Source organism: Streptomyces sp. NPDC050658, from assembly GCF_044457025.1.
GTDB lineage: Bacteria > Actinomycetota > Actinomycetes > Streptomycetales > Streptomycetaceae > Streptomyces.
Genome location: NZ_JBITGM010000002.1, coordinates 431,142 through 445,036, shown reverse-complemented (window position 1 = coordinate 445,036; position 13,895 = coordinate 431,142). Strand labels below are relative to the sequence as shown.

Annotated in this window: 12 protein-coding genes; 8 read left to right on the top strand and 4 right to left on the bottom strand. The window is 70.3% G+C overall.

Going from position 1 to position 13,895, the window contains the following annotated elements; genetic code table 11:
• Window positions 1–4: 4 nt before the first annotated feature.
• The 5 genes from gcvH to ACIBKX_RS08900 all read left to right on the top strand — a co-directional run bounded on the left by gcvH (window position 5) and on the right by ACIBKX_RS08900 (window position 4,706).
• Entirely contained in the window at window positions 5–373 is a 369-nt protein-coding gene (gcvH, locus tag ACIBKX_RS08920; protein WP_363271185.1) for a glycine cleavage system protein GcvH, read from the top strand.
• Complete coding sequence (locus ACIBKX_RS08915) at window positions 370–1,350, top strand: lipoyl synthase (RefSeq protein ID WP_399375697.1); 981 nt, start codon at window positions 370–372, stop codon at window positions 1,348–1,350. The genes gcvH and ACIBKX_RS08915 overlap by 4 nt, the downstream gene beginning before the upstream one ends.
• A gap of 14 nt (window positions 1,351–1,364) precedes the next feature.
• Window positions 1,365–2,273 (top strand): formyltetrahydrofolate deformylase, encoded by a 909-nt coding sequence (purU, locus tag ACIBKX_RS08910; protein ID WP_399375734.1) that lies wholly within the window; start codon window positions 1,365–1,367, stop codon window positions 2,271–2,273.
• Between the two features lie 82 nt (window positions 2,274–2,355).
• The gene (locus ACIBKX_RS08905; RefSeq protein ID WP_399375695.1) at window positions 2,356–3,741 is read left to right on the top strand and encodes an L-serine ammonia-lyase; all 1,386 of its coding nucleotides are present in this window, start codon (window positions 2,356–2,358) and stop codon (window positions 3,739–3,741) included.
• A 20-nt stretch (window positions 3,742–3,761) separates the two neighbouring features.
• Window positions 3,762–4,706: a hypothetical protein gene (locus ACIBKX_RS08900; protein WP_363276957.1), complete on the top strand. Its 945-nt coding sequence runs from the start codon at window positions 3,762–3,764 to the stop codon at window positions 4,704–4,706.
• An 84-nt stretch (window positions 4,707–4,790) separates the two neighbouring features.
• Here ACIBKX_RS08900 and ACIBKX_RS08895 read toward each other — a convergent pair whose 3' ends face one another.
• Together ACIBKX_RS08895 and ACIBKX_RS08890 are read right to left on the bottom strand one after the other, a co-directional pair.
• Window positions 4,791–5,294, bottom strand: coding sequence for a nucleoside deaminase (locus tag ACIBKX_RS08895; protein ID WP_363276959.1), 504 nt, complete (start codon window positions 5,292–5,294; stop codon window positions 4,791–4,793).
• Window positions 5,291–6,682: a cytosine permease gene (locus tag ACIBKX_RS08890; RefSeq protein WP_363276961.1), complete on the bottom strand. Its 1,392-nt coding sequence runs from the start codon at window positions 6,680–6,682 to the stop codon at window positions 5,291–5,293. Before ACIBKX_RS08890 ends, ACIBKX_RS08895 begins: the two co-directional genes overlap by 4 nt.
• 191 nt (window positions 6,683–6,873) lie before the next feature.
• On the opposite strand from ACIBKX_RS08890, the gene ACIBKX_RS08885 reads away from it, so the two are divergent.
• On the top strand, window positions 6,874–8,481 hold the full coding sequence (locus ACIBKX_RS08885) for a helix-turn-helix domain-containing protein (protein WP_363276962.1): 1,608 nt from the start codon (window positions 6,874–6,876) through the stop codon (window positions 8,479–8,481).
• Here the strand turns inward: ACIBKX_RS08885 and ACIBKX_RS08880 are convergent.
• Complete coding sequence (locus tag ACIBKX_RS08880) at window positions 8,444–10,153, bottom strand: SpoIIE family protein phosphatase (RefSeq protein WP_363277018.1); 1,710 nt, start codon at window positions 10,151–10,153, stop codon at window positions 8,444–8,446. The genes ACIBKX_RS08885 and ACIBKX_RS08880 overlap by 38 nt on opposite strands.
• A gap of 391 nt (window positions 10,154–10,544) precedes the next feature.
• Here ACIBKX_RS08880 and ACIBKX_RS08875 point away from each other — a divergent pair, with 391 nt between their 5' ends.
• Both ACIBKX_RS08875 and ACIBKX_RS08870 read left to right on the top strand, forming a co-directional pair.
• Window positions 10,545–11,231, top strand: coding sequence for a response regulator transcription factor (locus ACIBKX_RS08875; protein ID WP_363276964.1), 687 nt, complete (start codon window positions 10,545–10,547; stop codon window positions 11,229–11,231).
• Entirely contained in the window at window positions 11,228–12,361 is a 1,134-nt protein-coding gene (locus tag ACIBKX_RS08870; RefSeq protein ID WP_363276965.1) for a histidine kinase, read from the top strand. Before ACIBKX_RS08875 ends, ACIBKX_RS08870 begins: the two co-directional genes overlap by 4 nt.
• 68 nt (window positions 12,362–12,429) lie before the next feature.
• Here ACIBKX_RS08870 and ACIBKX_RS08865 read toward each other — a convergent pair whose 3' ends face one another.
• Window positions 12,430–13,875, bottom strand: a complete 1,446-nt coding sequence (locus ACIBKX_RS08865; RefSeq protein WP_363276966.1) for a S28 family serine protease — start codon at window positions 13,873–13,875, stop codon at window positions 12,430–12,432.
• Between the last annotated feature and the right edge of the window lie 20 nt (window positions 13,876–13,895).

Genomic DNA, 13,895 nt, shown 5'->3' with positions numbered 1-13,895 from the left:
CAAGATGAGCCTGCCCACCGACCTGATGTACACCAGCGACCACGAGTGGATCGCGACCGACGGCGACCTGTCGACCGTCGGTGTCACCTCCCACGCGGCCGACGCCCTCGGCGACGTCGTCTACCTAGACCTGCCCGCCGTCGGCACGAAGATCACGGCAGGCGACACCTGTGGGGAGATCGAGTCGACCAAGTCCGTCAGCGACCTGTTCGCCCCCGCGGACGGCGAGGTCGTCGAGGTCAACGAGGCCGCGATCGCCGACCCCGGCCTGGTCAACGCCGACCCGTTCGGCGAAGGCTGGCTGTTCCGGATGCGCATCACCGGTACGCCGGAACTCCTCGACCCCGCGGCCTACGCCGCGCTCACCGGATGAGCGGCAACAGCGCACCGTCCGCGGTCGCACCCGACGGACGCAAGATGCTGCGCCTGGAGGTCCGGAACGCCCAGACCCCCATCGAGCGCAAGCCCGAGTGGATCAAGACCCGGGCGAAAATGGGCCCCGAGTACACCAAGATGCAGAACCTCGTGAAGAGCGAGGGCCTGCACACGGTCTGCCAGGAGGCGGGCTGTCCCAACATCTACGAGTGCTGGGAAGACCGCGAGGCCACCTTCCTCATCGGCGGCGACCAGTGCACCAGGCGCTGCGACTTCTGCCAGATCGACACGGGCAAGCCGCAGGCCCTGGACCGTGACGAGCCGCGCCGCGTGGGCGAGTCCGTCGTCACGATGGACCTGAACTACGCCACCATCACCGGCGTCGCCCGCGACGACCTGGCGGACGGCGGCGCCTGGCTGTACGCGGAGACCGTGCGCCAGATCCACGCCATGACCGCGGAGCGCGCGGAGGGCCAGACCAAGGTCGAGCTGCTGATCCCCGACTTCAACGCCGAGCCCGACCAGCTGGCCGAGGTGTTCTCCTCGCGCCCCGAGGTCCTGGGGCACAACGTGGAGACGGTGCCGCGGATCTTCAAGCGGATCCGTCCCGGCTTCCGCTTCGAGCGCTCCCTCGAGGTCATCACCAAGGCCCGCGAGGCCGGTCTGGTCACCAAGTCCAACCTCATCCTGGGCATGGGCGAGGAGCGCGAGGAGATCAGCGAGGCGCTGCACGCCCTGCACGACGCGGGCTGCGAGCTCATCACGATCACCCAGTACCTGCGCCCCACCCCGCGCCACCACCCCGTGGAGCGCTGGGCCAAGCCCGCCGAGTTCGTGGAGCTGAAGGAGGAGGCCGAACAGATCGGCTTCTCCGGAGTCATGTCCGGCCCGCTCGTCCGCTCCTCCTACCGTGCCGGACGCCTCTACCAGCAGGCGGTCGAGAAGCGGACCCGGCACGACTGGCAGGACCGGTGAACCAGATGAAGCGAATGACACCGGTGAACCAGAAGAACCGAAACACATCGCCGCCGCTTCGGCAGCCGCAGCGCCCGGAGTTCGTCCTCAGCCTCTCGTGCCCCGACCGGATGGGTCTGGTGCACGCGGTGAGCGGATTCGTCGCCAGGCTGGGCGGCGACATTCTGGAGAACCAGCACTTCGACGACAGGTCGCAGGGCCGCTACTTCATGCGGGTGCGCTTCTCCGTCCCCGACGCGGGCCCCGGGCTCGACGAACTGTGCTCCGGCTTCGGACCGATCGCGGAGGTCTTCCGGATCTCCTGGCGGCTGTGTGCCGCCGCGACGCCGACCCGCACCCTGCTCCTGGTGTCGCAGTACGGCCACTGCCTCAACGACCTGCTCTTCAGGGCAAGTTCGGGCGCCCTGAACATCGAGATCCCGGCCGTCGTCTCCAACCATCGGGACCTGGGGCCGCTGGCGGAGAGCCATGGCATCCCCTTCCACCACATCCCGGTCACCAAGGAGAACAAGCCGGAGGCCGAGGCACGGCTGCTGGAACTGGTCGACGTACTCGGCGTCGAACTGGTGGTCCTCGCCCGCTATATGCAGATCCTCTCCGGTGACCTGTGCGAACGGCTCGCGGGCCGGGCCATCAACATCCACCACTCCTTCCTGCCGAGCTTCAAGGGCGCCAAGCCCTACCACCAGGCCCACCGGCGCGGGGTGAAGCTGATCGGCGCGACGGCGCACTACGTCACCCCGGACCTGGACGAGGGCCCGATCATCGAGCAGGACGTGGTCCGCGTGGACCACGCGCATACCCCGGACGAGCTGGTACGGGTCGGCAGGGACGTCGAGGCCCAGGTGCTCGCGCGAGCCGTGCAGTGGCACAGCGAGCGCCGCGTCCTGCTCAACGGCAACCACACGGTGGTCCTGCGTTGAACACGGGCCCGGCACAGGCCGGTTGCCGTCCCCGACACCCCGCATCTCCGTTCTCCGTTCTCCGTTCTCCGAGGGAGCCTCCGTGGCCATCTCCGTGTTCGACCTGTTCTCGATCGGCATCGGTCCGTCAAGTTCGCACACCGTCGGGCCGATGCGCGCGGCCCGGATGTTCGCGGGCCGTCTGAAACAGGACGGCCTGATGGCCCACACGATGTCGATACGGTCCGAGCTGTTCGGTTCGCTGGGCGCGACCGGCCACGGTCACGGCACCCCCAAGGCGGTGCTGCTGGGTCTGGAGGGCGAGTCGCCGCGTTCGGTGGACGTGGAGAAGGCGGACGACCGGGTCGAGGAGATCAAGACATCGGGCCGGATCAACCTGCTGGGCATGCACGAGATCGACTTCGATTTCGACGCGGATCTGGTCCTGCACCGGCGCAAGGCCCTGCCGTACCACGCCAACGGCATGACGATCTTCGCGTACGACCGTGAGGGCGCGCTGCTGTTGGAGAAGACGTACTACTCGGTGGGCGGCGGCTTCGTCGTCGACGAGACTGTGCTTGATCAAGACGGGGTGGCCGGCGAGAACCCGATCACGCTGGACGACACCGCGCTCAAGCACCCCTTCCGCACGGGTGACGAGCTGCTGCGGCTGACGCGCGAGACGGGCCTGTCGATCTCCGCGCTGATGCTGGAGAACGAGAAGGCCTGGCGCACCGAGGACGAGATCCGCGCGGGCCTCCTCGACATCTGGGGCGTCATGCAGGCCTGCGTGTCGCGCGGCATGTCCCGCGAGGGCATCCTGCCCGGCGGCCTGAAGGTCCGCCGCCGCGCCGCCAACTCGGCCCGCAAGCTGCGCTCCGAGGGCGACCCCCAGGCCCTGGCCATGGAGTGGATCACGCTGTACGCGATGGCGGTGAACGAGGAGAACGCGGCGGGCGGCCGGGTGGTGACCGCCCCGACGAACGGCGCGGCGGGCATCATCCCGGCGGTCCTGCACTACTACATGAACTTCGTGCCCGGCGCGGACGAGGAGGGCGTGGTCCGCTTCCTGCTCGCCGCCGGAGCGATCGGCATGCTCTTCAAGGAGAACGCCTCGATCTCGGGTGCCGAGGTCGGCTGTCAGGGCGAGGTCGGCTCGGCCTGCTCGATGGCCGCGGGCGCGCTGGCCGAGGTGCTGGGCGGCTCGCCGGAGCAGGTGGAGAACGCCGCGGAGATCGGCATGGAGCACAACCTGGGCCTGACCTGCGACCCGGTCGGGGGCCTGGTCCAGATCCCGTGCATCGAGCGCAACGGCATGGCGGCCGTGAAGGCGGTCACCGCCGCGAAGATGGCGATGCGCGGCGACGGCTCGCACAAGGTGTCCCTCGACAAGGTCATCAAGACCATGAAGGAGACCGGCGCCGACATGAGCGTGAAGTACAAGGAGACCGCCCGAGGCGGCCTCGCCGTCAACATCGTCGAATGCTGACCGAGCCGCAAGGAGTCACCATGACCGATCACTTCGCGGCGGCGTCGGCTGCCGACACCTCCAAGGCACTGTTCGGCGCGGAGTACGCCGCCGTCTGGCCTTCGGCGGCCGAGGAGGAGTCCTACGGTGCGGCGCTCGCCGCGCTGCTGGCTCCGGGCGCCGCCGTGCTCACGCACCGTCTCCGTACGTGGGACTGTCGGCCCGACATGGAGGAAGCGCACCGCCTGGCGAGGCTGCGGCGCCCGAAGGTGATCGTCGCGGGCTGGTCGGCGTACCCACGACGCCTGGACTACGCGCACTACCGGCGGATCGCCGACGAGGTCGGCGCGCTGCTCCTGGTGGACATGGCCAACGTCGCAGGGGCGGTGGCGGCCGGACTCCACCCGAATCCCGTGCCGCACGCCCATGTCGTCACGACGGCGGACCACCCGACGCTCGGCGGTACGGTCCTCACCGGGGACCCGCACGTCGCGCAATGGCTCGACGCGCTGGCCCTTCCCGGCGGGCCCTGTCACGACGGGACCTCGGCACGGGCGGTCGCCTACCGGTTCGCGGCGACACCGGAGTTCCGCGAGCGCCAGGCCCGCGCGCTGCGGGCGGCCCGGATTCTCGCGGGCCGGCTCCTTGCGGACGATGTCGCCGATGCCGGGGTCCGCGTGCTGACGGGTTCCACCGAGACGGATCACGTACTGGTGTCCCTCACGGACCCGTACCGGGGCGGACTCCGTGACGTCCGCGGCCCTCAGGCGGCCCTGAACGCGGCCGGAGTGCCCGCGACCTGCGCCGCCCTGCCGACCAAGTCCCGTACTCAGCAACAGAGTTCAGTGCTGAGCATCACTACAACGGCCCTGGCGGGCCGGGGCCTGGACGACCCGGGTCACCGGGCGGCTGCCGAAACAGTGGCCCGCGTCCTCACCCACGAGCCCGGTGAGCGGGTGCCGGCGCATCGGCGCATCGGCGCCTGAGCGGCGGCATGAGTGCGCCTGCCCGGTAGCTCGGCAGAGTTCCTGGGCAGGCGCACTCATGGGGAGTTGGGAGCGGTGCGAGGATCAGTTCCAGAAGCCGTCGTGGACGTCGCGGGCCTCGGCCAGGTCGACGGGACCGATCACCGGGAGGTCGCGCTGTCCGGCCTTGAAGACGTCGCGGCAAGGCAGGGCCATGGTCGGGTTCTCGTCGTTGGCGCCGGTCATGGCGAGGAGTTCGTCCTCGCCGAGGGCGTAGACGACGCGGCCGATGTTGCCCCAGTAGATGGCGCCCGAGCACATCGCGCACGGCTCGGTGCTGGTGTACAGGGTGCAGGTGCGCAGGAAGTCCGCGTCGTACGTCTGAGTGGACAGGCGTACGAGATTGGTCTCGGCATGGCCGGTGGCGTTGCTTTCGGTGGTGACGGTGTTCTCCGCCTCCAGGAGGACGGCTCCGTCGGGGCCGGCCAGGAGGGCGCCGAAGGGGTGGTTGCCGCCGTCACGGGAGCGCTGGGCGACGGTGACGGCGGTGCGCAGGTGCGCGAGGTCGGTGGCGGACGCGGTCTCGGCTGCGGTCTGGACGGTGGTCATGCGGGGATCTCCTCAGTGTTGGTGGGGGAGTTGACGGGCCTGCGCGTACGCGTGGTGCGGATGAGCAGGAGATGGATGAGCCCGGCGGTCGCGAAGGCGACGGCCGCGGCGTAGGGGCCAAGGGCCGGGTACTGGTCGGCGAGGGGGCCGGTGAAGACGCCGGGCTGGCTCATGAACGGGATCGCCGCGGCGATGCCGAGCAGCCAGGAGGCGAAACCCGCGCCGAAGCGGGGCGTCTCGCCGGTGGTGGGGGCTGCGGCGAAGTAGTGGTGGACGAGCATGACGGCGATCCAGGGCGCGATCCAGTTGCCGAGCAGGATGAGGAAGTTCTGGAAGGACTCCCAGTAGTTGCCCTGCCCGGCCGCCCAGCCGATCGCGGAGCCGATCGCGCCCACCACCAGGACGGCCTGCCAGCGGGCCGTCTTCACCCCGATCACCAGCCAGGCCATCGCTCCCGAGTAGCAGTCCAGACAGGAGGAGGTGATGGTCGAGATGCCGAGGGCGAGCATGGTCAGCGCGCCGAGCGAGGACGGCAGGACGTTGTTGACCAGGTCGGTGGGGGTGCCGACGAAGGTGAGCGTGCCGATGGCCGCGCCCAGGCCGGCGATCCACACCGAGCCGAGCAGCGCCCCGCCGAAGGCGTTGCGGAACAGTCTGGCCGGTGGCGTGTCGCTCGGCATGTAGCGGGTGTAGTCCGCCGCGTAGGAGGAGAAGCTGAGCGATCGTGCGGCTTGAACGGCGACGGTCAGCGCGAACGCTCCCGCGAAACCGAGCGAACCGGCCCTGTCCGCGTCGAAGGACGAGTCCAGGTGGCTCTTGGAGAAGCCGTAGATCGATACGCCGATGAACAGCAACGGCAGGACGATCGCCATGACCTTCTGTACGAGGTGGATGAAGCCGTAGCCGAGCAGCGCGATGACGACCTGGCTGACGGTCACGATGGCGAAGGCCAGGCCGAATCCGGTGCCGAGCAGGGACTGCAGAGCGAAGGAGCCGAGCACCGAGTTGACGGCGAACCAGGCGCACGCCTTGAAGAAGACCAGCAGCGAGGGCAGAGCGCTGCCGTAGCGGCCCAGGGGTATCCGGGACTGGACGAGCAGGCCCACGCCGGCCCGGGGGCCGAAAGTGGACATGATGCCGATCGCGGCGGCGCCGATCGCACTGCCGAGAGTGATCGCCACCAGTGCCTGCAGCCAGCCGAGGCCGAAGACGGCGGTCGCGAGCAGCCCGCTGCTGAGGCTGGAGAACTGGACGTTGGAGCTGAACCAGAGCGTGAACGAGGCACCACTGCCTCCGGTGCGTTCGGACTCCGGGATCGGTGCGACGCCGGAGGTCTCGACTTCGGTGGCGGCGCGGATGGTACGGGTGATGCGTCCGTGCTGGGCCATGAGAGCCCCATTCCATCGATCGTCGGATTTCGGGCTGTCCGGATGAGTCACCGGACAGGTGGTGGAATCGCTGCAGCAGTGGAAGTAGACCAGCGGAAATGGGCGCTGAGGCAGGCTACGAGTGTGTGAAAACGTGGCCGGAAATCGCGTAGGTCTCCTACGATCGTCGGAATCGACTGAAGGGCGAGCCCGTGAACGTGGCGGATCTGCTGGACATGCCGGACCTGCGGCTCGACCTGCTCACCGGTGACGCGGACGCGCTCGGCCATGAGCTGCGCTGGGTCTATGCCACCGACCTGCTGGCGCCCGAACCGTTCCTGACCGGCGGCGAGCTCGTGCTGACCAGCGAGGGCTGGTACCGGGAACCCGCCGACTGCGAGGTCTTCGTCGCCTCCCTCGTGGCGGGGGGTGCGGCCGCCGTGGTCGCGGGGGATCTCCTGCTCGGCGAGGTACCCGCCGCCCTGACCGACGCCTGCGCCCGGCACGGCCTGCCGTTGCTCGCGGCGCCGCCCGAGGTCTCCTACAGCACGTTGTCGCGCAGCGTCATCGACCGCATCAACCGCGAACGCGGCCTGCAACTCGGCGAGATCCTCGGTCGGCACCGCCGCCTCGTCCAGGCCCTCGTCGACGGCGCCGACCTGGGCGGGCTCACCGCGATGCTCGCCACCGAACTGGGCCGCGCGTGCTGGGTCCTGTCCACCGCGGGCCGGCTGCTCGCCGGGCCCTCGGACTCTCTGCCGCCACCGGCCCGCGCCGCCCTGAGCGCCGGAGCGCAGGCTGCCGACCGGTTGCCCGCCGTACTGCCCCTGGGCCCCGGCGGCTCCGAGGACGACCGCGGCCTCTGTACGGTCCTGCCGATCGGGCGGCGTGGCAGCGGCGGCGGCCATCTCGTCGTAGAGGGCGAACTCGTCACGGACGAGGACCTGGACACCGCCACCCAGACCGCCGAGCTGCTGGCCCTGGGCGGGGCCCGGCGCGACGAGCGGCGCCGCACCGAACAGCACTTCTTCGCCGACCTCGTCGCACTGATCGAATCGGGCGCGCCCGCCTCGGCCCTCGAACCCCGGCTGCGCACCGCCGGCCTCGCGGCCGACGGTCCGTACCTCGTGCTGACCGCCACCAGCAGAGGCGTCCTGCGCCCCTGGGACCTCGCCGCAGACCTGGTCGAAAGCGCCCTGGACCACGACCCGAAGGCACGGACGGTCGTCGCGGGCCACAGCGCGGGCCTCACCGTCCTCGCCACACTCGGCGACGAGATCGACGAGATCGACGACGACCTTGCCCTCGCCCGCCTGCTCCGTGAACGCCTCGGCGCACTGGAGGACACCGCCAAGGGAGGCCGCATCGCCTTCGGCCTCAGCGGCCCCGTACCTTCCTCCGGAGATCTCGCACGCGCCCTGGAGGAAGCCCGGCACGCCGCCCGCCTGGCCGAACTACGGCCCCAGCGCCTCGCCCTGGTCACGGCCCGCGACCTCGACTCCCACCTGCTGCTCCTCGCCGGGGTCCCGGCCGAGATCCGCCGCACCTTCCGACGACGCCTCCTGGCGCCGCTGGAGGACTACGACCGCACCCACAACGCCGAACTGCTCCCCACCCTCACGGCCTTCCTGGAACACAACGGCGCCTGGCGCAGCACCGCGGCCGAACTCCACATCCACGTCAGCACCTTGCACTACCGCATTGGCCGCATCGAACAACTCACCGGCCGCGACCTCTCCCACGCCCGGGACCGCGTCGACCTCTACCTCGCCTGCGCCCTCGTCAACGACCCGTCGGATCCATGGCCGGCGGCGCGGTGATGTCCTGCTCGGCCCAGACGACTTTGCCGTCGGGGGTACGGCAGGAACCCCAGCTCCGGCAGAGCATGTTGATGAGCTGAAGGCCGCGGCCGCCCTCGTCGTCGAGGGTGGTCTGCTGGATCTGCGGCATGTCGGGGCCGGTGTCGGAGACCTCGGTGACAAGCCGGTCGTGGCGCAGCAGCCGCAGGCGGCCGGGGCCGTGCCCGTAGCGCAGCGCGTTGCCGACCAGTTCACTGACCACGAGTTCGGTGGTGTCGAGCAGGTCGTTCAGTTTCCACTGGTCCAGCGTCTCGCGGATCAGGCGGCGTGCGATGCCGGGAGCGGTGCCGTCGTCGGGCAGCGTCCACTGTCGTAGCTCCGCGTCCGGAGCGGGGTGGCGTGCGGTCGCGACGATCAGCGCGGATTCGTCTATGCGCGGATCGGAGGCGGGTCCCACGGCGTTGAGGGCGTCGGCGTCATGGGCGGATTCCGCCGCCTGCCGCAGCCGTTCCAGCTGGGAATCGATGGACTGCGTACGGGATTTGACCAGGCCGTCGGTGAACAGGACCAGGCGGCTTCCCGGTGGCGGAGCCAGCATCAGCCGGTCGTAAGGGATCACCCCTGTGCCCAGCGGAGCCCCGGTGGGCACATCGGCGTACGAGGCGGCGCCGTCCGGCGAGATCAGCAGCGGAGGGAGCTGTCCGGCACAGGACAGGGTGTAGCTGCCGTCGGCGGGGTCGTGAATCGCGATCAGGCAGGTGGCGACCAGTTCCTCCTCCAGATCGCGCGCCGCCAGGTCGAGGCGGGCCAGGACCCGCTCGGGGGCGATGTCGAGCGAGAGCAGGGTCCGGGCCACGGCGCGCAGTCGTCCCATCGCCGTCGCGGCGTCCTGGCCATGGGCCATGACATCGCCGACGACCAGTGCGGTGCGCCCGCCGGTCAGGGGGATCACGTCGAACCAATCGCCGCCCACACCCGCGGTGTTGGCGGCAGCCGTATAGCAGGTCGACACCTCAAGGCCCGGAGTCTGGGGCAGCTTGCGCGGGAGCAGACTGCGCTGGAGAGAGACCACACGCTGCCGCTCGCGCTCGTACAGGCGGGCGTTGTCCACGTAGACCGCCGCCTTGGCGGCAAGCTCCTGCATGAGCGAGAGGTCCGCGGGGGTGAACGGGGGCCGGTCGTCGAAACGGAGGCAGTCGCAGAGCCCGATCAGCACGCCGCGCGCGATCAACGGCACGGCCAGGTAGCTGTGGACCCCCGCGGCGCGGAACAGATCGGCGCGTTGTTTGATCGGGGCTATCCGGTCGAAGTCGGCGGGCTTGAGACGTCGCACCAGAACGGGCTCGCGCCGCATGACGCTCTCCATGGCCAGGGACGGCCTGAAGCCGGAGATCTCACCGATCGGGTCGTGCTCGATGCGGGCCAACCGGTCCGGGACGCCTGCCACGGCCATCGCTCGCAGCACGGGCGGACGCGTGTCCGTCCACCGATCGCCCTCCTCGCCGCGCAGGATGGAGTCCAGCAGGTCGACGGCCGCGCAGTCGGCGAGCCCGGGGACCGTGAACTCCGCGAACTCCTGGGCGGTCCGCTGCAGGTCGAGCGTCGTGCCGATCCGGCTGCCCGCCTCGTTCAGCCACGTGAGATGGCGCTGCGACGCCGAGCCGCCGCCCCAGAGATCACCGAGCGTGTGCAGGCGTGCGCGGGCCCAGGAGACCACGGGCCGGGGCCGGGTGCCCGGACTACTGGTGATCTTCACAGGGCTGCCACCTCAGTGGGAATCGAGCCACGGGAGTCCATCGGTGGGGTCGGGTATGGCCGGTGATCATAGTGACTGCTGTGTCTGCTGCCCAGTGTGCCGGTGGAGGAGCCTCGTCGCCCGGTGCTGTGCCGGTGGAGGAGCCTCGACGCCCGGTGCTGTGCCGACGGGAGGCACGGGTGCAGAACGCCATCGAGTTACCGGAAAGTGTTCGATCAGACATTTCCCGGACGCACCCGCGTCCATAGGATGTGTCCACTGCGTGAAAGCGCTGGCCTCGGGCCCGGCAGCCGTCGATGAGGCCGATCCCAAGCCGAAGGAATTCTTCGTGTCCCCCACCACGGAATCCGCCCCTGCCATACGGCTCCTCGTCGTCGACGACGAGATCCTCATCCGTTCCGGTCTCACCCTGATACTCGGCAGCGAAGACGACATCGACGTCGTGGCCACGTGTGAGGGCGCACAGGCGGTGGCGGCCGTGCAGGAGCACCGGCCCGACGTCGTGCTCCTCGACATCCGGATGCCGGACGTCGACGGTCTCACCGTGCTGCGCCGGATCCGCGCGCTGCCCGACCCGCCGCACGTCGCGATGCTGACGACGTTCGACACCGATGAGTATCTCGCCGAGGCCCTCGCCCTCGGAGCCGGTGGATTCCTGCTCAAGGACACCGCCCCCAAGACCCTGATCCGCTCTGTTCGCGCGCTGGCGACCGGCACCGGCTGCCTGTCCCCATCCGTCGTGAAGCGGCTGGGCGGTCGTCCGCCCAGGGCAGGGGTGCGGTCGGCGGCAGAAGCGGTCGCCGCGCTGTCCGGGCGGGAGCGCCAGGTGCTCGCCTATCTGGGGCAGGGACTTTCGAACGGGGAGATCGGCGCCCGGATGTCGTTCTCCGTGGCCACGGCGAAGGACGACGTCAGCGCGGTCCTGACGAAGCTGGGCGTCAGCAACCGGGTGCAGGCGGCCGTACTCGCCGAGCGGGCCGGTCTGCTGGCGGACCTGGGCGGGAAGGCCTGGTGACGAGGGCCGAGCGGCTGCTGAGCCGCGGCTGGCCCGCGGATGTGTGCGCGGCCGCCCTCGCCGCACTCGACGTCTGGCTCAGGATGCCGATACCGCACGCGTGGCAGACGGCGGTGTCCTTCGCGGCGGCCGGAGCCCTGCTGCTGCGGCGTCTGCTGCCGCGGTTGACCCTGCTGCTGTGCCTGCCCGGTCTGTTCGCGGGCGCGGCCCTGCTCGCCGCCTTCGTGGCCCTGGGGACACTGGCGCACCGACGCCGCCCGGACCGGCAGGTCAAGCTCGCGGTCGCCGCCGTGGTCGTCGGCAGTTTCGTGCCGTGGCCGCTCACGTCGTTCTTCGACCGCTCCGTCGGCGAGCAGGGGCAGTCCCTGCTGTACGCACTGCTGCTGGGCATCGCGCCTGCCGTGATCGGCCTCCTTGTCCAGACCCGGCGTGATCTGTCGGAGCGGGTGGCGGAGCTGGCGACGGTGCGCGAACACGAGCGTGAGCTGCACGCACGTACGATCATCGCCCGCGAGCACGCCAGGCTCGCCCGCGAGATGCATGACGTGGTGTCCCACCAGGCCGGGCTGATGGCCGTGCAGGCCGGAGCGCTTGAGGTCACCGCCCGCGACCCCGAGGTGCGGGAGGCGGCGGGCACGCTGCGGAGGCTGGCGACCGGCACTCTGGAGGAGCTGCGCGGCATGATCCTGGTGCTCCGGGCCGCCGGAGCCGGCCCCGGCGAGTCGCGGCCGCAACCCAGACTGGCCGATCTGCCGGAGCTGATCGCGAACGGCGGCGTGGCGGCGGAGCTGCGCATGAAGGGCGAGGAAGCCGGGGAGAGTTGCCTGCCCGAGGCGGTCGAGCGCACCGTCTACCGGACCGTGCAGGAGGGGCTCACCAATGTGCGCAAGCACGCTCCCGGCGCGCCCACGACCGTGACGGTGGACATCGGCGCCGAGACGCTGCACGTCCATGTGCGCAACGGGCCACCCAGCGGCCGGATGCCCAAGACCGACCTCCCGTGCGGCGGCCACGGCATCCTGGGCCTGCGGGAACGCGCGGCGCTGCTCGGCGGCCGGCTGACCGCAGGGCCCACGCCCGACGGCGGGTTCGTGGTGCGCGCCGAGGTACCGCTGGAACTGCCCGGCTGACGGGCAGTTCCAGCGGGTCGACCATCAGCGGCCGGTAATCAGCGGTCCGGCGGTCAGCGGTTCGGCGGTCAGCGGGCCGAAGGCGGGCCCGCGAGCCGCGGGCCGTGCTTGTCGAGCTTCGCGTCGTAGCCGGCGAGCGGCTTCGGGGCGGCGCCGGGCCCGCCCGCCTCACCCCGCGCCTCGTCGGCGACGCCCGCCCACTTCAGGAGCGACTTCGTCGCCGCCGCGCGGTCGTCCCGCGCGAGGGTGGAGATCTGTGCCCCGTGGTTCTGACCGGGCGCGACGTAGACGTGGGCGTCCTTGCTGCCCGCGCCGACCCGGAACGGTTCCGCGCGCCACGGGTCGTTCTGGCCGTTGACGAAGAGCATCCGCGAGGACTCGGTGCGGACCCACCGGTCGATGTCCCGCATCGCCTTTCCGCCGTCGTACTTCATGGGGATGTCGCGCGGAACGTAGGTGCGCGGGACATTGAGCCCCGGGTGCCTGCGGACGTCGTCCAGGAGCGGCTCCTCGTAGTCGGGGGAGCCCATCTGCGTGCCCGCCTGGTAGTAGTACGGCACGTAACCGCTCATGCTCTGGTCAGTGCTGGACTTCCAGTCGCCTATCTTGCTGACCCACTCATACAGCGTGTCGGTGGAGGCGTCCGCGCCGGGCACGGTGTCGCACTCGGACTCCGGGTGGTACTGCCAGAAGCCCCACACCACGTCCTGCGCGGTGAGCTCGAACGCCTTGTCGGCGCTGCCCGCGAGACGGAAGGTGTACTGCTTCTGCTTCGCCCAGGCCTTCAGGCGGGTGACCATCTCCGGGCGCCGCTCGAAGATCTCGTGCTGGGCCGCGTTGAGCCTGTCCCGGCACTGCTTCGTCCCGACGTTCCTGAAGAAGTCGTAGTAGGCGGAATTCTCCTTCTTGTCCACGTCGTTGGGCGCGACGTAGGAGACGGTGCCGTCCATGTCGTGGGGGTAGAAGCGCCTGTAGTACGTGGCGGTCGAACCCCCCTTGCTGGCGCCGGTGGAGATCCACTTCTGGTCGTAGATCCGGCGCAGGGCGCTGAAGACGCGGTGCTGGTCGGCGGCCGCCTGCCGGATGTCCAGCTTTGACCAGTCGGCCGGCCGGGGACGGGACGGCGTGAAGAAGCGGTACTCCATGGACACCTGGTTGCCGTCCACCATCCGTGTCGGCTCACTGCGGGACGGCTTCTCGTTCAGGTCGTAGCCCGAGGTCTCGAAGACGGTGGGCCGGCCGTCGTCCTTGTGCAGCACCGATATGCGCTGCTGGAAGGTGCCCTTGCCGGGGTGCTCGTGGTCGACGGGCTGTTCGTAGTTCAGCAGGAAGAAGCGGTAGCCGTCGACCGGCTTCTCCTCGATGAGGCTCATTCCGGGTATCGCGAGAAGGCGGTCCTTGATGCCGGGTTCGGCGGCGAAGGCGGTTCCCGCCCCGTTGGGGCCGGTGGCGCCGAGTCCGGCGGAACCGGCGATCACCGCGAGGGGGAGCAGCCATCTGATGGCGCGTCGCATGGGTCTCCGTGGTGTGAGGC

Excerpts from the sequence above, each read along its gene's own strand:
- gcvH (WP_363271185.1), top strand. The coding sequence starts at position 5 with ATGAGCCTGCCCACCGACCTGATGTACACCAGCGACCACGAGTGGATC.
- purU (WP_399375734.1), top strand. The coding sequence starts at position 1,365 with ATGACACCGGTGAACCAGAAGAACCGAAACACATCGCCGCCGCTTCGG.
- ACIBKX_RS08915 (WP_399375697.1), top strand. The coding sequence starts at position 370 with ATGAGCGGCAACAGCGCACCGTCCGCGGTCGCACCCGACGGACGCAAG.
- ACIBKX_RS08890 (WP_363276961.1), bottom strand. The coding sequence starts at position 6,682 with ATGGCCCAGCACGGACGCATCACCCGTACCATCCGCGCCGCCACCGAA.
- ACIBKX_RS08895 (WP_363276959.1), bottom strand. The coding sequence starts at position 5,294 with ATGACCACCGTCCAGACCGCAGCCGAGACCGCGTCCGCCACCGACCTC.
- ACIBKX_RS08900 (WP_363276957.1), top strand. The coding sequence starts at position 3,762 with ATGACCGATCACTTCGCGGCGGCGTCGGCTGCCGACACCTCCAAGGCA.
- ACIBKX_RS08865 (WP_363276966.1), bottom strand. The coding sequence starts at position 13,875 with ATGCGACGCGCCATCAGATGGCTGCTCCCCCTCGCGGTGATCGCCGGT.